Origin of the sequence: Microbacterium sp. MPKO10 (assembly GCF_026107415.2) — a bacterium.
Taxonomy (GTDB): domain Bacteria; phylum Actinomycetota; class Actinomycetes; order Actinomycetales; family Microbacteriaceae; genus Paramicrobacterium.
This window is the reverse complement of sequence record NZ_JAPCHX010000004.1, coordinates 127905-151055: the sequence shown is the minus strand read 5'-3', so window position 1 is coordinate 151055 and position 23151 is coordinate 127905. Positions and strand designations below refer to the sequence as shown.

Sequence of the window (23151 nt, the reverse complement as noted above, 5' to 3'; positions counted from 1 at the left end):
GAGTTATCACACGACGATCTCGGCACGCTCGTGCTCAAGCAGCCAGCGTTTGATCGCCGGCCCCTGACTGCCGCTGAATCCGGTCACGGCGCCCCTTGTCGACACGACACGATGGCTCGGAATCAGAAGTGGCAGCGGATTCGCCGCGACAGCACGACCCACGGCGCGACCGCCGCGGGTTCCGACGGCCGTGCTTCCCAGAGCGGCGTAACTGATCACCGAACCGTACGGAACGAGCGTGAGGCCGTCCCAGATCGCCCGCTGAAAAGCAGTTCCGGTGGCTGTCACCGGCACCGTGAACTCGCGTCTGGTGCCGTCGAAGTATTCGCAGAGCTGAGCAGCCGCCTCATCGAGAACGGGGTTTGTCCGCCGCGGCAGGTCGTCGTGGGGGAGCGAGCCGTCGTCCTCGATCACCAGGCGCGTCACCGTGTCATCGTCGCTCAGGAGTTCCAGCCTGCCGATCGGTGACGGGACGACGGCGAGGTATTCCGGGATGTCAAATGGTGCGTCAATCATGCACGATACGCTAGGTGCTGCGAGACCGTCGTCTCGCAGCATCCGGTTGTTGTGGTGATAACCATCACAACAGGCAGGCCTGTGGACGGCGATAGGCTGGGCGCATGGCAGACATGGCGTATCGCGCTCTGGGACGCTCTGGGCTCATGGTGTCGGCGACAGGGCTCGGGTGCAACAATTTCGGACGCACCGGCACGGTGACTGAGACGCAGGACGGCACGACTGCCGTCGTCACTGCGGCGCTCGAGTGCGGCGTGAACTTCTTCGACACCGCCGACATGTATGGAAAAGAGCCGGGGCTCAGCGAATCACTCCTCGGCACGGCACTCGGGCGACGGCGGGACGACGTCGTCATCGCCACCAAGTTTGGGCACGCGAATGCCGACGTCGGCCTGCCCTCGTGGGGAGCGAAAGGGTCTCGCCGCTACGTGCGTCTGGCGGTTGAGGCCTCACTGCGGCGTCTGCAGACCGACTGGATCGACCTGTATCAGCTGCACACACCCGATCCGATCACGCCGATTGAGGAGACCCTCAGCGCACTCGATGAGCTAATCACCGAGGGAAAGATCCGGTACATCGGTCATTCAAACCTCGCGGGGTGGCAGGTGATCGAGGCCCATCTGACCGCCGAGCTGCGCGGGCATCAGAAATTCATCTCGGCGCAGAACGAATACAGCCTCGTCGCCCGCGGTGTCGAACGAGAGGTGCTGCCCGCCGTCCGCCGTGCGGGTCTGGGGTTTCTGCCGTTCTTTCCCCTCAACAACGGTCTTCTCACCGGAAAGTTCCGCAGAACAGGCGGGCCCGAGGACACCCGGATCATGCGCCAGCGCCGACACGTGCTCGACGACGCGCCCTGGGACGCGCTGGAGAGCTATCAGAGATTCTGTGACGCGCGAGGCATCAGCATGCTGCAGGCGACATTCGCGTGGCTTCTGGCGCAGCCGAACCTCACAAGCGTGATTGCCGGCGCGACGAGACCCGAGCAGATCAGGCAGAACGCGGATGCCGCTACGGCGTGGCAGCCGTCGGACGCGGAGATCGCGGAGATCGCGGCGATCTTCGACGCGGAAAACTTGCGGAGTGAGCGCTCACTCCACTAGTGTCGACGGGTGACCACAGAGACGAGACGTGCGCGCCCGATGGCGCCGGACCAGCGACGCGAGGCGATTCTTAATGCCGTCATCCCGCTGATCTTCGAGCACGGACCCACGGTGACCTCCAGGCAGATCGCCGAGGCGGCAGGCGTGGCCGAGGGCACGCTGTTTCGCGCCTTCGATGACAAAGACAGCATCGTCCGCGCCGCTGTCGACAAGTATTTCGAGCCGGAGGCCTTTCGCGAGCGTCTCCGACACATCCCACGTGATCAGCCGCTTGAGAGCAAGGTGCGCGACATCGTGACAGCGCTTCGCGAGCGCTTCACCGGAGTGGTGCGCCTCGCAGGACTCGTGGGCGACCCGCGGAGCGCACCCCAGAAGGAGCAGCGGCGCGTCTTCGCCGAGCTCGTTGGCGAGATCCTCGCGCCCGACGCCGACGATCTGACAATGCCGCCTGAACGGGTGGGGCAGATGGCCAGGATGCTGGCGTTCGCCGCGTCGATTCCCGCGTTCAACTGCGAAGCGGATTTCGACGACGACGAGCTCACGCGGGTGCTGCTGTACGGTGTCACCCGGCGGCCGGGAGGGCAATCATGAAGGCTGGGATGCTCGCGAGCCTGCTGAAGGTCTACCTGAAGCCTCATGTTCCGCTGTTGATCGGCGTCGTCGTCTTCCAGTTCGCACAGGCCGTCGCTTCGCTGTATCTGCCCACGCTCAACGCCGACATCATCGACAAGGGTGTCGCCACGGGGGACACGGGGTACATCATCCGTGTCGGGATGCTCATGCTGGGGATCTCGTTTGGTCAGGTGATCTGCTCCATCGTCGCCGTATACTTCGGCGCGAAGGCAGCGATGGCGCTGGGGCGTGACGTGCGAACCGCTGTGTTCGACAAGGTAGCAGCGTTCTCCGAGCGCGAGGTCGCGCACTTCAGCGCACCCTCACTCATCACGCGCACCACGAACGATGTGCAGCAGGTGCAGATGCTCGTGCTGATGAGCTGCACGCTCATGGTCATGGCGCCGATCCTGGCGATCGGTGGAGTCATCATGGCCCTGCAGCAGGACGTTCAGCTGTCGTGGCTCATGGCTGTGTCAATCCCCGTCCTCCTCGTGTTCGTGCTCTTCGTCATCTCGAGGATGGTCCCGCTGTTCCGCGCGATGCAGCGCCGCATCGATGCGGTCAACCAGGTGCTGAGAGAGCAGCTCACCGGCATCCGTGTCATTCGCGCGTTCGTGCGTGAGGCGACCGAGCGTTCGCGATTCAACGTCGCAAATGAGAACGTCACAGACACCGCATTGCGCGCAGGCCGGTACATGGCGATGATGTTCCCCGTCGTCATGCTCGTCCTCAACGTCTCCAGCGTCGCCGTGATCTGGTTCGGTGCCTTCCGTGTGCAGGACGGCGACATTCAGGTCGGGACCGTCATGGCGTTCCTGCAGTACCTCATGCAGATTCTCATGGCCGTCATGATGTCCACATTCATGTTCATGATGCTTCCGCGTGCGGCTGTGTGTGCCGAGCGCATCGGCGACGTCCTCGACACCGACCCGAGCGTCGAGTTTCCGGATGCCGGTGAGACACACCTGCCGGCACCGGGGCACATCAGCCTGCAGAACGTGTCATTCGCCTATCCCGGGGCAGAGCAGCCCGTGCTCGACGACATCTCGTTCACCGTCGAACCCGGAACAATGACGGCGGTGATCGGTTCGACAGGAGCGGGCAAGACGACGTTCGTCGGACTGCTTCCGCGGCTCTTCGACGCAACCAGCGGAAGCGTGCGCGTCGGCGGCGTCGATGTCAGAGACCTCGATCCGGATACGCTCTGGGCATCGATCGGACTCGTGCCGCAGAAACCGTATCTGTTCAGCGGCACGATCGCCTCGAACCTCCGCTACGGGCACCCCGAAGCCAGCGACGATGATCTGTGGCGGGCACTCACGACAGCGCAGGCCCGCGACTTCGTCGACGCGCTGCCCGATGGGCTCGATTCCCCCATCGCACAAGGCGGAACGAACGTCTCCGGCGGTCAGCGCCAGCGACTCGCCATCGCTCGCGCGCTCGTGAAGCGTCCAGACATCCTCGTCTTCGACGACTCGTTCTCCGCCCTCGACGTGTCGACGGACGCCCGCCTGCGTCGTGCTCTCAGGCGAGACGCGGGAACGACGACCCAGATCGTCGTCGCCCAGCGCGTCTCGACCATCACGGGTGCCGATCAGATTGTCGTCCTCGACAAGGGCAGCATCGTCGGGATCGGCACTCACGATCAGCTCCTGGAATCCAACGAGACCTACCGGGAGATCGTCGAATCCCAGCTCACCGTGGAGGACGCAGCATGAGCGACGAAAAGCGCGGCGGCCCGGGTCTCGCTCCCGGGCAGAAACCTATGAACTTCGGCCCGAGTGCCAAGCGGCTGCTCGGCCGGTTGAGGCCAGAGCGCCTGCGCATCTCGCTCGTGATTGTCTTGACCGTCATCAGTGTCGGGCTCAACGTGCTCGGCCCGAAGATCCTCGGCAACGCGACGACCCTCGTGTTCGAGGGCGCGATCTCACTGCAGATCCCCGAGGGCGTCTCGAAGGCGCAGTTGATCGAGGGGCTGAGGCAGAACGGCCAGAACCAGCAGGCCGACATGATGTCCAGCATGACGCTCACCCCTGGCGAGGGAATCGACGTCGGAGCGTTGGGAGGAACGCTGCTGCTCGCGCTCGCCGTGTACCTGTTCTCGTTCGGGTTCGCCCTGGTTCAAGCGCTCATCCTGAACGGGGTCGTCCAGCGTACGGTGTACCGGATGCGGCAGGACGTCGAGCATAAGATCCACGCTCTTCCGCTCCGCTACTTCGACAGTGTCCCGCGCGGTGAACTGCTCAGCCGTGTCACGAACGACATCGACAACATCTCCCAGAGCCTTCAGCAGACGATGAGCCAGATTCTCACGAGCCTGCTCACCGTCATCGGCGTCGTGACCATGATGCTCATCATCTCGCCGCTCCTCGCGGTGGTCGCGCTCGTCATGGTACCGATCAGCGTCGTCGTCACGGCGCAGATCGCGAAGCGAAGCCAGAAGCGCTTTGTCGCTCAGTGGCGCTCGACAGGTGAGCTCAACGCGCAGATCGAAGAGGGCTACACCGGCCACGCTCTTGTGAAGGTGTTCGGGCGTCAGCGTGAGGTCTCGCAGCGGTTCCGCACGAAGAACGATGAGCTTTACAAGGCGAGCTTCGGCGCACAGTTCATTTCGGGCATCATCATGCCCGCGATGACGTTCATCGGCAACCTGCTCTACGTTGTCATCGCCGTCATCGGCGGGCTCATGGTCTCGGGCGGAAGCCTCGCACTGGGCGACATTCAGGCGTTCATCCAGTATTCGCGGCAGTTCACGCAGCCCCTGGCGCAGCTTGGTTCGATGGCGAACCTGCTGCAATCGGGCGTTGCGTCGGCCGAGCGCGTGTTCGAGCTTCTCGATGCCGACGAGCAGAGCCCCGACCCGGAGCGTCCCGGCATTCCTGAGGCGGAGCGAGGGCGCCTTGAGTTCGATGATGTCTCGTTCAACTACAGCCCGGACGCCCCTCTCATCGAGCACCTCTCGCTCGTGGCCGAGCCGGGCAGCACCATTGCGATCGTCGGTCCGACCGGGGCGGGGAAGACGACGCTGGTGAACCTGATCATGCGGTTCTACGAGCCGACTCACGGTCGGATCATGCTCGATGGCGTCGATGTCGCGACGATGACGCGTGACGGCCTCAGGTCACGCACAGGGATGGTCCTCCAGGACACCTGGCTGTTCGAGGGGACGATCAAAGAGAACATCGCATACGGTCGGCCCGGTGCCACAGACGACGAGATCATGGATGCTGCCAGGGCAGCGTACGTCGACCGCTTCGTCCACGCACTTCCCGACGGATACGACACGGTTCTCGGAGACGACGCTGACAACGTGAGCGCGGGTGAAAAGCAGCTTCTCACGATCGCGCGCGCCTTCATCGCGAAGCCGGACATCCTGATCCTCGACGAGGCGACAAGCTCCGTGGACACGCGCACAGAGGTCCTTGTGCAGGAGGCAATGGCCGCGCTGCGGGCCGACCGCACGAGCTTCGTGATCGCGCACAGGCTCTCGACAATCCGCGATGCGGATGTGATCGTTGTGATGCAGAACGGTCAGATCGTGGAGAGCGGAAATCACGATCAGCTTCTGCAGGCCGATGGCGCGTATGCGGCGCTGTACCGGTCGCAGTTTGAAGCCCCGCTCGACGAGGACCTGGGCGGCGATTCGCTCGCCGTCGACCTGGCTGGGAATCTCCCTCCACAGACGTGACGGTGGGCCCGCCTGTCCACACGCGACGTGACGACGGTGGCACCGTGGCGGGTGAGCGGGCGACACTGACGCCATGAACACACCCTCACGCATCAGCCTCTCTGCTCCTCATGAGTTCCTGTCGTATGTTCCGGCTCTCGTAGGCTTTCAGCCCGTCGACTCCGTCGTCCTTGTCGCGTTTCGCGACCAGGGCACCTGCGGGGCCATGCGCCTCGACCTCGGGGCGTTTACGAATCCCCGCACCAGTGCGGCTGCTGTCGGCAAAGCTCTTGACGGACTGTGCCGGATTCCTCGCATCACCGGCGTTCTGCCGGTGATTTACACCTCGCGCCAGTTCAGCGAGAGCGGGCGGGCCCCGCATGAAGATGTCGCGGCCGTGCTCTCGTCGCAGATCGAAGTGTGCGGACTGGAGGTCGTCGATATGCTGTGCGTCGCCGCGGACGCCTGGGGTGGCTATCTCGATGATTCGTGTCTCGGCCACGATCGCACGATGGTGACCGAGCCAGAGTCGCTGCCCGGCAGACGGCTTCTCGATGCGGCAGACGAACTGAGTCTCCCCGCCGTGAGCGCAGTCGAGCGCGAGACCTTCGCCCGAGCCAGCGCCGCCCTGGCACGGCAATCCGACGATGATGAGGGCATTCCATTCTCCGGCGAGCCGACATTGGAAGGCCCGGAGGCGCCGATGCCGATGCCGACGCCGACGCCGGCGCTGGCCGGGCCCGAGTTTGCCACGGGAATGGCGTCCTATGTCGACGAGGGCGCCACGGTCCTTGACGCCGAGCTCGCTCTCATCTCCCGACTGATCGACGAGCCGGCCCTTCGCGATGTGATCGCATACAGCTGGGCGTGGGGTGCTGAAGCCGGGGCGCACCTCTGGCGACGTGTTTTCGCCCCCGAGCAGTTCATCACTGACAGCGAGGACGACCCGTGGATGTATGCCTTCGCCGGCCGAATCGAGGTTCGCCCCGACCCCGATCGACTGCGCCGTTCGATCCGGCTCCTCAAGAGCATATGCGCACGCACCCGCCCGGATGACCGGGCCCCGGTTCTCACATTGATCAGCTGGTGTTATTGGGCACTCGGCTTGGGCTCCTTCGCCGGTGCATGGCAGCGCGACGCCCTGGAGGTCGACGGCACGTATGGTCTCGCAATCATCTTGGGCATGATGCTCGACGCGGGAACAATCCCAGACTGGGCCTTCACGGACCCCAATGAGCTGAACGACGCACACTCCGCACCAGAAGACGCGCAGGTTGATCCTGCGGCGTGACTCGGCACTCGATGGCGCGAATGCAGAGCCTGAACCGGTACTATGGCACGCTAGGACGTCGTATCCCGAGCGTCCGGATGCGACCGAAGGGCAGCACGTGTCTGAAGCCACCACGTTCACGGATTCTCACGCCGTGACGGTGCGCGGGGAGAGCCTCCTTCTCACATGGGGCGCCGTCACCCATGTCGGCCGAAAGCGCGACGTCAATCAGGACTCCGTGATGGGCGAGTTTCCGCTCTTCGCCGTTGCTGACGGCATGGGCGGGTACGCGGCAGGCGAGCTGGCGAGTGCGGCAGTCGTCACCCAGTTCGCCGAGCTTGCGCGATCCGGCGAACCTATCACTCACGACCGCCTCGAAGCGGCGCTCCGCGATGCCATCGTCGCGCTCGCCGACGAAGACGACATCGATGTGGGGACGGGAACGACGGTGACCGGCATCGCCGTCACCACGACCGAAGACGAGCCATTCTGGACGGTCTTCAACATCGGGGACTCACGGGTCTATGTCGAACGTGAGGGAGAACTCGCGCAGGTCACTACCGATCACTCAGTCGTTCAAGAGCTGATCGCCATCGGAGCGATCTCCCCAGATGACGCTGAAAATCACCCCCAGGGCAATGTCATCACCCGTGCCGTCGGGTTTACCGAGGACCCGGTTCCTGACTACCTGCAGATGCCGATCGAAAAGGGCACCCGCTGGGTGATCTGCTCAGATGGCCTCACCAAAGAGCTGACCGATTACGGCATCCTGCACTTTCTCGAACGCGGACCCGACCCCCTCGACGCGGCGAACCTCATGGTGGAGGCAGCTGTCGAGAACGGCGGGCGTGACAACGTCACAGTACTCATCGTCGATGTCGACGATGCCGACGGCGGTCGCGAGGAGGATGCTGGTGCTGATTCTGATGCCGACTCGGCGGCCGACGACTCGTCGTCCACAGCCTGACGGAGTGCCGCTCCCGCTCACAATGCAGCGCTGAGCCCACACACCTCGTTCGGGGTCTGATGTTCTGGACGCATGACTCAGCACGCACAGATCCGGGTTCCGGCGCCGCCGGGGGAGCCGACGCGCGCCCCGTTTCCGCTCATGGCGAGCATTGCACCCGTCATTGCCGCTGGTGCCATCTGGGCAATCACCCGGTCGCCATACGTTCTCATGTTCGCCATCTTGGGCCCGGTCATCGCCATCGCGGGGATGTTGGACAATCGCATCACGGGGCGTCGCACTCGCCGCAAAGAGGCGCGCGCGTACCGCGACAGCATCCGTGAGCTCTCCGACGATATCGAGTCGCTCCATGAGACGGAACGCGCTGCCCGGCTCACGCAGACGCCGACCGCGCGGGAAGTTCTGGACGACGCAGGACGCATGACCAGATGGCGGGCTCCGGATTCGCGACGCCGCGTCGTCGCCGTGGGACTCGGCGACCAGCACAGCACGCTGGCGCTGACCGGAGCGACAGACGCGCCCGAGAACGAGGAGCTGTGCCATGATGCCGCTACCATCAGCGATGCTCCGTGCACAGCGGATGCCGCGCGAGGAATCGCTGTGCTCGGGCCGACCGCTCTGGCGCGTGCCGTGTGCCGCGGGTATCTCCTGCAGCTCTGCCATGCTGCTGACCCGCGGACGATCCGCATCGTCTCACTTCCCGACAGCGGGTGGGACTGGGCTCTGACCCTTCCACACACGGCACCAGCGGGAGACGCCGATCTTACAGTCCGCATCGTCGAGGATCCTGCACTCGCGACGACGCCGGCAGATATCACGATCGCGCTCGCCACAGACGTGGAGTCCTCACCCGCAGCCTGTGCCGAGCTGATCACGTGTGAGACGGCGACGACGGCCCTCTGGCAGAGCGCCGATGACCCATCCGGGGCCCTGCACCTGATCACGCACCCCGTGACCGAGGCTGCGGCAGAGGCGTACGCCAGGCGACTGGCCGAGCTGGCCGCCGAGACCGGTGTGCTCTCCGCCTACGGTATTCCGCCGCACGCCGTGGCGTGGTCGGAGCTTGCTCACACCGAGCCCGGTGCGGGAACACACGTGGTCCTCGGCAGGAGCGCCCGAGACGAGGTCTCCGTCGACTTAGTGGAGCACGGCCCGCACGCCGTGATCGGCGGCACGACGGGGAGCGGAAAGAGCGAACTTCTCTCGGCCTGGGCGCTGGGGCTCGCAGCACGCAACACCCCGCGCGAGCTCGCCCTGCTCCTCGTCGATTTCAAGGGTGGTGCAACATTCGCCCCGCTGCAGATGCTTCCGCACGTTGTGGGCGTGATCACCGACCTCGATCCACTCGGGGCCACGCGCGCACTCGAGAGTCTCAAAGCGGAGGTCACCTACCGTGAGCGGACGCTCCGTGAGCACGGTGTGCACGACGCGGCGCACGTCGACGATCTCGGGCGGCTCGTGATTATCGTCGACGAGTTCGCGGCAATGCTGGACGGTTTTCCGGAGCTGCATGCGCTGTTCGTCGACATCGCCGCACGCGGACGTTCCCTCGGTATGCACCTCATCCTCTGCACGCAGCGTCCTACCGGGGTCGTTAAAGACTCGCTCCTGGCCAACTGCACTCTGCGATTGAGTCTCAGAGTCAACAACCGCACAGACAGCACGGCCGTCGTCGGCGTCGATGCGGCTGCCTCTCTTCCGATCGACCCGCCGGGACGCTGCATCGTCGTCGTGCCGGATCGTGACCCGGAGACGGTCCAGATCGGCCGGGTCCAACCCGACGACATTCGCCGGGTCGCCCGTGAATATGCCGGGTCTCCCACACCGCGTCGGCCATGGCTTGATCCGCTCCCGGACGAGATCTCGCTTGACGATCTGCCTCGCTCAGCAGACGCCTTCGTGCTCGGCATGGCCGATCTGCCGCGCGAACAGCGTCAGGACGTCGCCGAGTGGCGCCCGGATGCCGAGGGCAGTCTGCTTGTTCTCGGAGCATCGCGCACGGGAAAGTCGACGCTCGTGAGCAGCCTCGCGCGCCAGGCGGGAGAGCGGTGGCAGGTCTCCGTGCTCTCTGACGATCTGGAGCGAGCATTCGACGAGTTGGAGCACCGTGCCGAACAGTCGGAGCGACCGCAGCCCGCCGCAGCGGGGCGGGGCACGGTTCTGATCATTGACGACCTCGATGCCCTGCTGGGACGGCTGCGAGATGACGAAGCCGATCACGCGATCTCACTGCTGAGCCGCGTGCTCAGGACGGGACCGCGCGCCGGCGTCTGGGTCGTCACGACAGCGCAGCGCCTCGGCCGAGGGATGAACAGCCTCGCCGCACTGTTCGACAGCACAATCATGATGCGCCTCGCCTCCCGGCAAGAGCACATTCTCGCCGGAGGTGACAGCGCGACGTACGCGGACGACAGGCCGGCAGGCGGTGCCGTCTGGAATCAGAAGACGCTTCAGCTCGCGGCGACGCCCGGGATCCCGCGTGACGACGCTCCGTCCGAGGTGCCGCCACTCGAGATCTCGGCCACCGAAACCGTCCTCGTCTGCTGCGCACGCCCCCAGCAGACCGCGGCGAACCTGCGCGAACGGCATCCGGACGCCACGGTCGTCACCGTGGCGTCCGGCACACCGCCACCTGCCGCACACACATCGGGCGGGCAGACCGTCCTTGTCGCCGATCCCGATGCCTGGCAGGCCAATTGGACGCTGCTCTCGGCACTACGGGTTAGCGCGACACTCGTCGTCGAATCGTGCTCCATGGGGGAGTACCGGGCGATCACACGTTCACGTGTTCGTCCACCCCATCTGCACACGCATCCCGGGCGGGCCTGGCGCATTGCGAATGATGGCGTCATCACCCGCTGTCAGCTCTGATCGGCTACCAGGGACTCCGCGGGCGTGTGCTCGAGAGCGTGCGCCTCGGCAACTGGACGATTGGTGAGCTGCCCGTCGGTGACGTTCACGCCTTTCAGCAGCGCTGTGTCACGTGCAGCAGCAGCCCGCCAGCCATGTGCCGCGACGGCGCGAATGTACGGCAGCGTCGCATTCGTGAGCGCATATGTCGATGTGTGTGGAACGGCGCCAGGCATGTTCGCCACGCAATAGAAGAGTGACCCGTGCACGGGGAATGTCGGGTCGGCGTGGGTTGTCGGGTGGCTGTCTTCAAAGCATCCGCCCTGGTCGATGGCGATGTCGACGAGGACGCTGCCTTGGCGCATCCGGCTCACCAGCTCGCCCGTGACCAGCTTCGGCGCGCGTGCGCCGGGAACGAGCACAGATCCGATGACGAGATCGGCGGAGGTGACGGAACGGTCGATCTCGAAGGCGTTCGATGCCACGGTTTCGATGCGTCCGCCGTAGAGTGCATCGATCTCGCGCAGCCGAGCCAGATTCGTGTCGAGAACGGTGACTCGCGCACCCAGCCCGAGCGCGACGTGTGCCGCGTTGCTGCCGGCCACTCCGCCGCCGATGACCGTGACGTTCGCCGGGTGCGTTCCGGGAACGCCGGGGACGAGAAGACCCGGTCCTCCTGCGGGCTTGAGCAACGTGTGGGCACCCACAATGGCCGAGAGCCGGCCAGCGACTTCGCTCATGGGAGCGAGAAGCGGAAGTGATCGGTCGGCGAGCTCGACGGTTTCGTAGGCAAGCGCCGTCATCCCCGAGTCGAGGAGCGCATCGGTGAGCGGCTTATCCGCCGCGAGATGCAGGTAGGTGAAGAGCACGAGATGCTTTCGGAAATGGCGATACTCACTCGCGATCGGCTCTTTGACTTTCAGAACAAGCTCGGCCGAAGCCCAGACATCGTCGGCATCGGCGACGATGCGCGCACCGACGTCCTCAAATGCGGAGTCGGGAATCGACGAGCCCTCGCCGGCGCCGGCTTGGACGATGATCTCATGGCCGGCGGCGATCAGATCGTGAGCGCCCGCCGGGGTCATGGCCACCCGGTATTCGTTGTTCTTGATTTCTGTTGGTACGGCTATGCGCATGGTGCTCCTCATTGTGCACGGTGAATGGGCATGTTTCGCCCATCGTCAAGCCTATGGCCGTCAGAATCATCAGGGGGCGCTTGCGCCCTGATGGGCCCTAGAGGGAGGACGAGACCTCGATCTGCCCCACCGTCGCACCGCCACCGGTGACGGCGAGCCCGAGCTCAGGAAGAAGATCGTCGACATCGCCGCGATCGAGAGCGCCGGCTCTCACCAGAAGCTCAAGCCCGACGAGCGTCGCCGCTCGCCCGCTCCCGTCGAGCACCTTCAAGGCGACGGTCGTACCGTCTGCAGCGGCCATCGCCATGACCCCCTCGGCACCGAGCTTTGCGAAGACGCCGAGGCGCTCAATCACGAGTGTGTTCGGCGTGCCCGGCCCCTGGATTCCCCACGGGTCCTCGAGAACGGCGTCGACGAGCACACCGGCGTTGCGGTAGATGGCGAACGGCGACGACGGCGAGGACGTCCGGACCCGGGCGATTCCGCGCGCGAGGCCGACGAGCGACACAGCGAAGACCGGGGCCCCGCAGCCATCGATCGCCGTCGCGGCCGGCTTCTCACCCGTGAACCGCTCCACGGTATCGCGCACTGCGCGCTGCATCGGGTGTTCGGGGTGCAGATAGCTTTCGGTCTCCCAGCCGTTGGCGGCGCAGGCGAGCAGCATGGCTGCGTGCTTCCCCGAGCAGTTCATGGCGATGCGCTGCGGGCCGACGCCCTGGCGGATCATGTCCGTCCGCGTGGGCTCATCCTGCGGCAGCGCGGGTGGGCAGCGCAGCGCGTCTTCTGACACGCCAGCGGTCGCCAGCATCGCCCGTACTGTGGACATATGCTTCATGGTGCCGGTGTGGCTCGCTGTCGCGAGAACCGCGTGCGCACCGTGCAGCTGCACACCGGAATTCAGGACGGCGATGGCTTGGAATGGTTTCAACGATGATCGTGGGAAGATCGGCTTTTCCGGCGCACCGACACGACGCTGCACCTCACCGTGCTGGTCGAGGACGACCGCCGACCCGACATGACGAGACTCGACGAATCCCGAGCGTGTGACGACCGCGAGCTCGTGAGCGTCGTCTGCCGTGAATGTGCCGAGCTGTGCCATGAAACCTCCATCAGTGAATGCGCCGATCATTCAGCGTACTCTCCGCCGGTGACGTGGCATGCTGGCGTTATGGCGAGTCAGCATGAATACACCGTCGAGATCGTCTGGACGGGCAACAGAGGAACAGGAACGAGCGACTATCGCAGCTACGGCCGAGAGCTCACTGTCTCGGCCGAGGGCAAATCCGAGATCCGAGGCTCGGCCGATAAGACATTCCACGGTGATGCCGACCGGTGGAACCCCGAGGAGCTGTTTCTCACCGCGCTCGCACAGTGCCATATGCTGTCGTACTTTCACGCCGCGGTGAAAAGCGGCATCGTCGTCACGGGTTACACGGATGCCCCGAGCGGAACCCTCACCGTGAACTCCGATGGTTCTGGACGCTTCAGCCGGGTCACGCTGAGACCGCGCGTCCGGCTCGCCGCGGGAACAGATGAGGATGCTGCCGCGGACGCCCATGACGAAGCGCACCGACTCTGCTTCATCGCCAATTCCATCTCTGTGCCGATCAAGATCGAGCCTGAGTTCGAGTGGGAGACCGCGAACTGAGCGACGTTCGCCCGCAACTAGAAGCGCTCGGAGCGCAGCACAGCCGCTTTGAACTTCTCGACGGTCGTCGCGGGCGGAGACTCGTTGTACGTGTTTGCGAGCTCCTGCCCGCTCAGCGAGTGAATTGCCGCCATGATCTCGTCCGTTGCCTGCCGCCGTGCGCGCCCGGAGGTGGCCGGTCCGTGCCGGCTGACGTCGATCGGCTCACCGAACGATACGGAAACTGCCGATCGTTTCGGCAGCGTCGCGCCGACGGGCATCATCGCGTCGGTGCCGCGAAGGCCGACCGGAACCACGACGGCACCTGTCGTGAGTGCGAGCCAGGCCACGCCCGTCCGGCCCTTGTAAAGACGCCCGTCGAGTGAGCGGGTTCCCTCCGGATAGATGGCGAAGGCGCTCTCAGTTTCGAGGATCTCCCTGCCTGCATCCAGCGCCGCCTGGGCGGCATGCCCGGCTCCGCGATCAACGCCGACGGCGCCGATGGACGTGAAGAACGTGCGAACGATCCAGCCTCTGATGCCTCGACCGGTGAAGTAGCTCGACTTCGCCAGAAACTGCACGCGACGCGGCGCGCACAGAGGAATCGCGAGACTGTCGATGAACGAGAGATGGTTGCTCGCGAGAATGACCGGGCCGGCCTTCGGCACGTTGTGGCGGCCGGAGACGACAGGGCGGTAGTAGCCTCGCGCCAGGGGAGTGAGGACGAGACGACCGAGCGCATAGACGAACCCGGGCTTCTTCGCCCGCTCGGGCGCGGGCGTCGTTGCATCAGACACGCTCCGACGGTACTCGGCGATTCATTCCGGTAACGGCATAGACAGCGTCCAGCGATTCCGGATGCTGAGTACGGCAGACTGGGGGAGCCCGAACAGCCCCTCCAAGGAAGAGTCAGCCCGTGCGCCTTCGCCACGCCATCGCCCCTCTGTTCATCGCGACGCTCGTGCTCGCCGGATGCTCGTCAAGCCCCGAATCGGCGCCGCAGTCGACGGACGACGCTGCATCCGATATCGGGACCTGTGTCGACACGTCGTCGGGCGCAGCATCCGAATCAGTCACTGTCGAGGGCGAGAAGGGCGCGGCTCCGACGGCGACGTTCGACGCACCGCTGACCGTTGACACGACCGAGCGGACCATCATCTCGGAGGGCGACGGTGCCGAGGCGAAGCACGGCAGCTGGGCCGGCGTCGAGGTGACGCTGTACAACGCCGAGACCGGCGAGAAGGTGCAGTCGAGCTCCTATGCCGGGGCACCGATGCAGGTGATGATCGCCGACAACGCACTCGTTCCGGCGCTCGTGCGCGCCATCGAATGCGTCCCCGCCGGGTCTCGAGTCGTCTCCGTGTCGCCCGCGTCTGACGCATGGGGTGAGCAGGGAACCGAAGACGGTGCAATCGGGCCGGGAGACGGCGTCGTCATCGTCGCGGACGTTGTCTCACTCACGCCGGAGACGGCGACGGGCGAGCCCCAGGAGGTCGACCCCTCACTTCCCGAGGTGACGCTCGACGACTCGGGAGCGCCCACCGTCACGATCCCCTCGACCGATCCGCCTGAGGAGTTCCAACTCGGAGTCCTGAAGAAGGGCGATGGGACCACAGTCGAAGACGGCGACACCGTGACCGTGCAGTACCAGGGAGTCAACTGGCGCACAGGCGAGGTCTTCGATCAGAGTTGGGGAGATGCCCCCGCACAGTTCGGCACCGATCAGGTGATCGCCGGCTTTACGAAGGCTCTCGTGGGGCAGACGGTGGGCAGCCAGGTCATCGCCGTCATCCCGCCCGAAGACGGGTACGGTGAGGCAGGCAGCGATTCCGCCGGAATCAAGGGAACCGACACGCTCGTCTTCGTCGTGGACATTCTGGCCACCAGTCGCTGATCGAGGAATAGGCTGACCTCATGCGACGCGTGGTCATCCTCGGCTCAACCGGTTCGATCGGCACCCAGGCCCTCGACGTCATCCGACGCAACCCTCGGCGATTCGACGTCGTCGGCCTGGCCGCGGGGTCGAACCGGGAGCTCATCGACGAGCAGGCCGCTGCCTTTTCGGTCGACGCCGTCGCCCTCGGCGCCGACGAGGCCGAGCAGCTCGTCCGCGACGTCGACGCCGATGTCGTTCTGAACGGCATCACCGGATCCGTCGGCCTGGGCCCGACACTCGCCGCCCTCGACGCCGGTCGGACTCTCGCGCTGGCGAACAAAGAGTCCCTCATCGTCGGCGGGGAGCTCGTCACGAAGGCAGCCGAGCCCGGGCAGATCGTTCCCGTGGACTCCGAGCACTCCGCGATCGCACAGGCGCTGCGCTCGGGAACGGCGAGTGAAGTGCGCCGCCTCGTGCTGACAGCATCCGGCGGCCCTTTTCGCGGACGCTCGCGCTCATCGCTCACCGACGTGTCGCCCGAGGAGGCGCTGGCGCACCCCACGTGGGACATGGGCCGCGTGGTGACGACGAATTCGGCGACGCTCGTCAACAAAGGGCTCGAGGTGATTGAGGCGCATCTGCTGTTCGGGGTCGACTACGACGACATCGTCGTAACCGTGCATCCGCAGTCGGTCGTGCACTCGATGGTCGAATTCATCGATGGTTCGACGATCGCCCAGGCCTCTCCACCCGACATGCGGCTGCCGATCTCACTCGGTCTCGACTGGCCGGATCGCGTGGGAGGCGTCGGGCGACCGCTGGACTGGACGCAGGCACACCAGTGGACATTCGAGCCGCTCGACGACGAGGTGTTTCCGGCCGTCGCGCTGGCCAAACGCGTCGGGCGTGCGAGAGGGACATATCCCGCCGTGTTCAACGCGGCAAATGAGCAAGCGGTACACGCGTTTCACGACAGGCGGATCGGATACCTCGACATCGTGGGCACGGTGCAGCGGGTTGTCGACGCGCACGAGCCCGTGGGGGAACTCAGTCGGGAGTCGCTCGCCGATGCCGAGGACTGGGCGCGGCGAACGGCTGATCAACTGATCGGCTGATCAGTGGCGCTCAGCTGCCAGCCCGCCTCGAGAAGCGCGCCCCGGGTTTCGCCCTCCACCGAGAACGGAACCTTCTCGCCCGCGATCTCGCGGTAGTCCTTTCCGGCGAGGCCAGCCCACACAATCGTGTCGTCGGCGTCCGCCGCGGATACCGCGACACGGATCGCGTCCGAGGGGTCGGCGACGTCGCGAATGTCGCCGTCTGGACGGGCGGCTCGGGCCGTCTCGAGCAACGCGCTGCGGATCGCGCCCGGGTCTTCGTCGCGCGGATGGTGGTCGGTGATGACCAGGATGTCACTGCCGAGAGCAGCCACCTCGCCCATCTCGCCGCGCTTTGTCGTATCGCGGTTTCCATTGGCACCGGCCACCATGATGACCTTCCCCGTCGAGACGGTGCGCGCCGCCTCGAGCAGCTTGGCGAAGGCATCTGGGCTGTGACCGGAATCGAGGATGACCGTGGGGCCGACATCGACGGGAACCCGGTTCGAGCGACCGGGAATCGAGACCAGGATGCCGTCATCGCGGGAGAGCACGCCGTCGATGTCGCCCAGCGCGAAGCCGCCCTCGACCAGCATCGCGATCGCGAGCGCGGCGTTCGCGGCCATATGGCGGCCGATGAGGGGGACACGAGTGGTGAGGGACCCGTGGTGGCTGTTCGTCAGGGTGAACTCGGTGGCGGCCGGGCTCTCCATACCGATGTCGACGGTCCAGTCGGCCGACACATCATCACGGGAGCTGATCGTCGTCACCGGGATGCCGGAGGCGTCGACGACCCGCTGGCCAGCATCGGTATCGAGGCAGACGACGGCGGAGCGCGCGCGGTCCGGTTGGAAGAGCCGCAGCTTGGCGGCCAGATAGTCATCCATCGTGACGTAGTCGTCGAGGTGATCGTGGCTGAGGTTGGTGAAGCCAGCGACGTCGAACATCAGGCCGTCAACGCGGTGTCGTGACAGAGCGTGTGCACTGACCTCGATAACGATGGCTTCGACATCGACCTCGCGCATCCGCGCCAGCAGCGCGTGCATCTCGGGAGACTCCGGAGTAGTGAGCACCGAGGGGAACACCTCGGAACCAGCGCGCCTCTCAGCCGTCGAACTGAGGCCCACGCGCAAACCGAGCTGGGTGAGGATCGCTTCGAGGAAATGCGCCGTCGAGGTCTTTCCGTTGGTGCCTGTGAGCCCGAACATCGGCGGCCTGTCGCGGTCGGTGTCGTATGTCCATGCGGCCATGCGCCCCAGGACCTCACGCGGGTTGGCATCCACGACGAGCACGGGAACCGGACTGTCGCTGAGCTGCGCTGCCCCGGCAGCATCCGTCACCACGGCGACGGCACCACGGTCGAGTGCGTCGGGCACGAACTGGGCACCGTGGAACCGCGCCCCCGGAACCGCGACATAGACGTCGCCCGGCTGAACGAGCGCACTGGCAAGGGTGATTCCGGTGAATGTCACGGACGTGTCGGGCGGCGTGAGCGAGAATGCCTCTGCGAAGTCGGTCAGAGATCGTGGCGTCGGACTGTGTGGTCGCGATGCCCGGGGCGATTCAGCCTCCACGGCGGGTATGTCCTTCTCGAAGCGTGCGATGAATATCTCCCCATGCTCTCACAGGGCAGAGACAGCCTGAGCAGAGCGAGCCGCGATATCGTTTCCGTGTGGAATCAGTGCTTCTCTATATCTTCGGCGTGCTCATCATTGTTGTCGGCCTCGCCGTGTCGATCGGGCTGCACGAAATGGGTCACCTGATTCCCGCAAAGCTCTTCGGCGTCAAGGTCACGCAGTACATGATCGGCTTCGGCAAGACACTTTTCTCGCGCCAGAAGGGTGAGACCGAGTACGGCATTAAGGCGATCCCGCTCGGCGGGTACATCTCGATGATCGGAATGTTCCCTCCCACGAAACCGGGTGAGAAGGTGCACGCATCGAGCACCGGCTTCGTGCAGCAGCTGTCTGACGCCCACCCCAACGCGGGCACGACAGATGTCGCCGGTGCCGTCGAAGAGGCGATTGAGGCTCCGTCACCGGGCGACGAGGAACCACCGGTCGCGGGCGAGACCAAGCGTCGCGCATTCGACGCGCTCGTTCAGGATGCTCGCGACATGAGCGCAGAGACCATCGGCGAGGGAGAAGATGCGCGAGCGTTCTACCGGCTGCCGGTCTACAAGCGCGTCATCATCATGCTCGGTGGGCCGACGATGAACCTCGTGCTCGCCATTCTGTTCTACGGCATCGTGCTCGTCGGCTTCGGCGCCCCCGCCGCATCTGTCGGCGCGGTCAGCGAATGTGTGGTTCCGGCCGGAGCATCCACTGACTCATGTGCCGCGGATGCTGAACCCTCGCCCGCAGCCGCCGCCGGATTCGAACCGGGAGACCGGGTCACAAGCGTCGACGGCGAGACCGTCACGTCGTGGGATCAGTTCTCGGCGATCATTCGAGATCACCCGGGCGACGAGCTGACCGTCACCGTGCTGCGTGACGGGCAAGACGAGACTCTGCAGCTGACGCCGAAGCTCACCTCACGCCCAGAGGGGGCGGGAAGCAGCACCATGGTGGAGGTCGGCTTCGCCGGCATCACTCGGGCGGGTGACATGCAGCCGCAGCCGGTCACGACGGTTCTGCCGGCCGTGGGCGACAACATCGGCGCCGTCGTCGGGATCATCACGCATCTGCCCGAACGGCTCGTCGACATCGCTCAGGCGGCATTCGGCAGCGAGGAGCGTGACCCCAACGGGCCCATGAGCGTCGTTGGCGTCGGGCGGCTGGCCGGTGAGGTTGTCAGCATCGACACGATTCCGATTGTGGCGAAGGCGCAGACCATGTTCGGCATCCTCGCCTCGCTCAACGTGGCCCTCTTCGTATTCAATCTCATTCCGCTCCCACCCCTCGACGGCGGCCACGTCGCCGCAGCGCTGTGGGAAGGAATCAAGAAGGGGTGGGCGAAGCTTCGCCGCAAGAAGAGCCCAGGGCCTGTCGATGCGGCGAAGCTGATGCCGGTCACCTTCACCGTCGTGGTGATCCTCGGCGGTATGAGCGTGCTGCTGATCTACGCAGACCTCGTCAAGCCCATCACTCTGTTCGGCTGACCGGTTTTTGGCTGGTCGGGCGCCACCGCGAAACAAGCACGAGCAGGACGATTCCGAGCGCCGTCGCGACGACGGTCACCTCGAGCCAGCTCGACGGTGTGGTCCCGTCGCTAAACGCGATTCCCAGCATCGTCGTTGAGAGGATCGCGCCGATGTACCGCGAGGTCTGGAAGATGCCCGTGGCGACACCCGCCGACTCGCGGGCTGCCGACGAATACAGGGCCTGGCTCATGGCGATGCTGACCAGGCAGTACGGAACGCCCATCATCGCGGTGATCAGCAGCGGAACCAGTGGAGTCACGCTCGTCGCCAGGGTGGCCATGAGCGCAGCTGCCGCGACCAGCCACACCCCGCCGATGAGGAAGGCCGGCCGGATGCCGCGGCGCTCGATGAACCGAGCGGCCAGCGGCGTCAACAGCACGTTCAGCGATGCGAGCGGCAGCATGAGAAGGCCGACAGCATCCGCGCGGTAGCCGCCGAACTCCTCCAGATACTGAGGCAGCCCGAAGAACACGACGTAGTACACGATGTTGAACAGGGCGAATCCGGTGTACACGAGGACGAGCCGACGGTTGCGTGACAGCATCCGCACGTCGATGAACGGCTGGGACGCTGCCAGCTCGCGCCAGACAAAGAGTCCAGCGCTCACAACGGCGACGCCCAGCAGGGCCCAGGGAGGGCTGCTCGTGATTCCGAGAAGGAACACCAAAAGGCTCACGAGTGCTGCGGTGAAGGCGAGGACGCCGGGAACATCCGAGTCGACGAGCACGCGCGACAGGTTCTGACGTGGACGCGGGGCGTCGACGGGAGCGAACGCGCGCACACCGATGAGCGAGATCAGCGCGAGGGGAACGTTGATCCAGAAGATCGCCTGCCAGCCGAGGAACGTGACAAGCAGCCCTCCGATCACCGGGCCGATGGCGGCGCCCGCGGTGTTCGCGATCTGCAGCCGACCGAGGAGTCGTGGCGAACTGAGCCCGGAACGTGCGGTGATCGGGTGCAGCAGTGCGACGGCAGAGGGGAAGGCGCAGGCCGTGCCGATTGCGAGCGATACTCGGCCGGCGCACACCAACCAGAATGAGGGTGCGAAGGGCGTCAGAACGCACGTGAGCACAACGACGGACATGCCGAAGACGAAGAGTCGGCGTGGGCCGAACCGGTCGCCGAGACGCCCCATGAGTGGCTGACCAGCTGCCGACGCCAGGTAGAACGCGGTGATCACCCACGTCACCGTCAAAACGTCGAGCCCGAAGGCATCGCGCAGTGTCAGAAGGGCGACGGCGATCATCGACGAGTTCAGCGGATTGAGAAGCGTGCCCACACTGAGAGCCCCGACAGCGAGCCCGGCGGCGCGGGGCGTCATCGGATGGCTCTGGTTCACCGTACTACTCTAGATCGGCGTACTCCCCGCGGAGTACACCGGGCCTCCCGCGACAGGACGCGCCGGTCGGGGCATGACCGTAAACTTCGGGTATGCCCACGACGAGCGGAGCCGAGCCGCCCCGATTCCGGATGCCGCCAGCAGTGCGGCTCTGGCTTCCGGTCGTGTTGTCGCTCTTCGTTCAGCTCGGCGGCGTTCTGTGGGCGCTGAACCGGCTCGGGACGCCGGATGCTCGGGTATGGAGCATCGCGATCGCCGTCGCTGTGCTTGGGCCGGCTGCACTCATTGCTGCCCGGCGACTGCCCGGCCCCGTTGCCGCGATCACCGTCGCCGCGGCGGCCGCCGACATCCTTCTGGCACCCGCGCCTCAGGGCCCACCGCTTGCCATGATCTTCGGCGTCATTCTCGGGCTTGTCCGCGGAGCGCGCATCTGGGTATACGTCGCACTCATGCTCGGCTGGAGTGCTGTGCTGCTGCTCGGCGGCTCGTCGGGCCTCGACTGGCATCCCGCCCGCATTGTGGGCACCACTCTCGCCGTCGGCATCCTGATCGTCATCGGCGAATCGATCCGCCATCGGCGACAGCGAGCGCGAGAGCGCTGGCAGCGCATTCGTGAGCAGCGAGCACGCGCTGAGCGCGAGGAACGCGTGAAAATCGCACGCGACTTGCACGACGTCATCGCCCACTCGCTGTCGCAGATCTCGGTGCAAGCCGGTGTGGGGCTGCACCTCATGGATGCCCAGCCCGACCAGGCGCGCAGCGCCCTCGAGCACATCAAAGCGACGAGCAAAGACGCACTCGACGAAGTGCGCGGCGTTCTCGGGATGCTGCGAGGCGACGATGCGCCGCTGACCCCGGCACCCGGCCTCGACGATATCGCCGAGCTGACCGAGACGATCACTGCTGTCGACGTCTTGCTCGAGCAACGCACGAACGGTGCGATTCCCGAAGCTGTGCAGCAGGCGGCGTACCGAATTGTGCAGGAATCGCTCACGAACGTGGTCAGGCATGCGCACGCCACAACAGCACGAGTGGAACTGCGCCACAGCCACGGCCATCGGGACGCGCGCGGTGAGCTCGTCGTCAGCATCCGAGATGACGGCCGTGGCGGCGCTCGTGAGTCGGGCAATGGGGTACTCGGCATGCGCGAGCGCGCTGAGCTGCTCGGCGGAACACTGGAGATTGCGACGGGCGCCGAGGGGACGACCGTGACTGCGCACCTTCCCCTCGGACGGGAGACGACATGATCCGGGTGGCGCTCGCCGACGATCAGCAGCTGATCCGCGCGGGGTTCCGTTCCCTCCTGCAGGCGGAGCCCGACATCGAGGTGATCGGAGAGGCGGCGACGGGGGAAGACATCGTGGAGCTGGCGCGAGCGAGCAGTCCCGATGTGATTCTCATGGACATCAGGATGCCGTCGGGCGACGGACTGTGGGCCACAGAGCAGCTGGTCGCCGACCCCGCGCTCGCCAACTGCCGCATCGTGATCGTGACCACGTTCGAACTCGACGAGTACGTAGCCCAGGCCATCACCGCCGGGGCGAGCGGATTCCTCGTGAAAGACACGGAGCCCGTCGAGCTGATCCGCTCCGTGCGCGTCGCCGCCCAGGGCGATGCACTACTGTCTCCCACGGTGACCAAACGCCTGCTCGAGCGGGTCGCCGGCAGCATCCGCCCGCCGCAGGCGCATTCGCTTGATGCGCTCACCTCCCGCGAGCGTGAGGTGCTGGCGCTCGTGGGCGAGGGCCTGACGAACGACGAGATCGCCGCGCGACTCTTTCTGAGCCCCCTCACCGCCAAGACACACGTGTCGCGCATGCTCGGCAAGCTGGGTGCCCGAGATCGCGTGCAGCTGGTGATCATCGCGTACGAGACAGGGCTCGTACGCCCGGGCAGTCTCTGAACTGCACCCGGGGGAGTAGTTCAGGTGACGTCCCCGGGCCGATGTGCGT

Annotated in this window: 19 protein-coding genes; 13 read left to right on the top strand and 6 right to left on the bottom strand. The window is 65.6% G+C overall.

The window, feature by feature from the left end:
- Positions 1-6 precede the first annotated feature (6 nt).
- On the bottom strand, positions 7-516 hold the full coding sequence (locus OK352_RS08865; RefSeq protein ID WP_265141111.1) for a methylated-DNA--[protein]-cysteine S-methyltransferase: 510 nt from the start codon (positions 514-516) through the stop codon (positions 7-9).
- A gap of 104 nt (positions 517-620) precedes the next feature.
- Here OK352_RS08865 and OK352_RS08860 point away from each other — a divergent pair, with 104 nt between their 5' ends.
- The 7 genes from OK352_RS08860 to OK352_RS08830 all read left to right on the top strand — a co-directional run bounded on the left by OK352_RS08860 (position 621) and on the right by OK352_RS08830 (position 11006).
- Positions 621-1616 (top strand): aldo/keto reductase, encoded by a 996-nt coding sequence (locus OK352_RS08860; protein WP_265141110.1) that lies wholly within the window; start codon positions 621-623, stop codon positions 1614-1616.
- A 9-nt stretch (positions 1617-1625) separates the two neighbouring features.
- Positions 1626-2207 carry a TetR/AcrR family transcriptional regulator gene (locus OK352_RS08855; RefSeq protein ID WP_265141109.1) on the top strand — a complete coding sequence of 194 codons (582 nt, stop codon included), beginning with the start codon at positions 1626-1628 and terminating at the stop codon, positions 2205-2207.
- An 8-nt stretch (positions 2208-2215) separates the two neighbouring features.
- Complete coding sequence (locus tag OK352_RS08850; RefSeq protein ID WP_265141517.1) at positions 2216-3949, top strand: ABC transporter ATP-binding protein; 1734 nt, start codon at positions 2216-2218, stop codon at positions 3947-3949.
- Positions 3946-5919, top strand: coding sequence for an ABC transporter ATP-binding protein (locus OK352_RS08845; protein ID WP_265141108.1), 1974 nt, complete (start codon positions 3946-3948; stop codon positions 5917-5919). The genes OK352_RS08850 and OK352_RS08845 overlap by 4 nt, the downstream gene beginning before the upstream one ends.
- Positions 5920-5992: 73 nt before the next feature.
- Positions 5993-7189 carry a DUF4192 domain-containing protein gene (locus OK352_RS08840; protein WP_265141107.1) on the top strand — a complete coding sequence of 399 codons (1197 nt, stop codon included), beginning with the start codon at positions 5993-5995 and terminating at the stop codon, positions 7187-7189.
- Between the two features lie 97 nt (positions 7190-7286).
- Complete coding sequence (locus OK352_RS08835; protein WP_265141106.1) at positions 7287-8135, top strand: PP2C family protein-serine/threonine phosphatase; 849 nt, start codon at positions 7287-7289, stop codon at positions 8133-8135.
- 72 nt (positions 8136-8207) lie between these two features.
- Positions 8208-11006: an FtsK/SpoIIIE domain-containing protein gene (locus tag OK352_RS08830; protein WP_265141105.1), complete on the top strand. Its 2799-nt coding sequence runs from the start codon at positions 8208-8210 to the stop codon at positions 11004-11006.
- Here OK352_RS08830 and ald read toward each other — a convergent pair.
- Together ald and OK352_RS08820 are read right to left on the bottom strand one after the other, a co-directional pair.
- Complete coding sequence (gene ald, locus OK352_RS08825) at positions 10997-12121, bottom strand: alanine dehydrogenase (RefSeq protein WP_265141104.1); 1125 nt, start codon at positions 12119-12121, stop codon at positions 10997-10999. The genes OK352_RS08830 and ald overlap by 10 nt on opposite strands.
- Positions 12122-12218: 97 nt before the next feature.
- Positions 12219-13220: an asparaginase gene (locus OK352_RS08820; RefSeq protein ID WP_265141103.1), complete on the bottom strand. Its 1002-nt coding sequence runs from the start codon at positions 13218-13220 to the stop codon at positions 12219-12221.
- Positions 13221-13289: 69 nt separating this feature from the next.
- Here OK352_RS08820 and OK352_RS08815 point away from each other — a divergent pair, with 69 nt between their 5' ends.
- Positions 13290-13769 carry an OsmC family protein gene (locus OK352_RS08815; protein ID WP_265141102.1) on the top strand — a complete coding sequence of 160 codons (480 nt, stop codon included), beginning with the start codon at positions 13290-13292 and terminating at the stop codon, positions 13767-13769.
- Positions 13770-13786: 17 nt separating this feature from the next.
- Here the strand turns inward: OK352_RS08815 and OK352_RS08810 are convergent, their stop codons facing one another.
- Positions 13787-14545: a lysophospholipid acyltransferase family protein gene (locus tag OK352_RS08810; protein ID WP_265141101.1), complete on the bottom strand. Its 759-nt coding sequence runs from the start codon at positions 14543-14545 to the stop codon at positions 13787-13789.
- A gap of 119 nt (positions 14546-14664) precedes the next feature.
- Between OK352_RS08810 and OK352_RS08805 the strand changes: the two genes are divergently transcribed.
- Positions 14665-15642: an FKBP-type peptidyl-prolyl cis-trans isomerase gene (locus OK352_RS08805; RefSeq protein ID WP_265141100.1), complete on the top strand. Its 978-nt coding sequence runs from the start codon at positions 14665-14667 to the stop codon at positions 15640-15642.
- A gap of 20 nt (positions 15643-15662) precedes the next feature.
- Complete coding sequence (locus tag OK352_RS08800) at positions 15663-16739, top strand: 1-deoxy-D-xylulose-5-phosphate reductoisomerase (protein WP_265141099.1); 1077 nt, start codon at positions 15663-15665, stop codon at positions 16737-16739.
- On the opposite strand, the gene OK352_RS08795 is transcribed toward OK352_RS08800, so the two are convergent.
- Positions 16724-18292, bottom strand: coding sequence for a Mur ligase family protein (locus OK352_RS08795; RefSeq protein WP_265141098.1), 1569 nt, complete (start codon positions 18290-18292; stop codon positions 16724-16726). The genes OK352_RS08800 and OK352_RS08795 overlap by 16 nt on opposite strands.
- Positions 18293-18390: 98 nt before the next feature.
- On the opposite strand from OK352_RS08795, the gene OK352_RS08790 reads away from it, so the two are divergent.
- Positions 18391-19818: a M50 family metallopeptidase gene (locus OK352_RS08790; protein WP_265141097.1), complete on the top strand. Its 1428-nt coding sequence runs from the start codon at positions 18391-18393 to the stop codon at positions 19816-19818.
- On the opposite strand, the gene OK352_RS08785 is transcribed toward OK352_RS08790, so the two are convergent.
- Positions 19802-21199, bottom strand: a complete 1398-nt coding sequence (locus OK352_RS08785; protein WP_265141096.1) for an MFS transporter — start codon at positions 21197-21199, stop codon at positions 19802-19804. The two genes, OK352_RS08790 and OK352_RS08785, sit on opposite strands and share 17 nt — an antisense overlap.
- 92 nt (positions 21200-21291) lie before the next feature.
- Here OK352_RS08785 and OK352_RS08780 point away from each other — a divergent pair, with 92 nt between their 5' ends.
- Positions 21292-22446: a sensor histidine kinase gene (locus tag OK352_RS08780; RefSeq protein WP_265141095.1), complete on the top strand. Its 1155-nt coding sequence runs from the start codon at positions 21292-21294 to the stop codon at positions 22444-22446.
- A complete protein-coding gene (locus OK352_RS08775; RefSeq protein WP_265141094.1) occupies positions 22443-23102 on the top strand; it encodes a response regulator in 660 nt (219 codons plus the stop codon). The genes OK352_RS08780 and OK352_RS08775 overlap by 4 nt, the downstream gene beginning before the upstream one ends.
- The last annotated feature ends 49 nt before the right edge of the window (positions 23103-23151 follow it).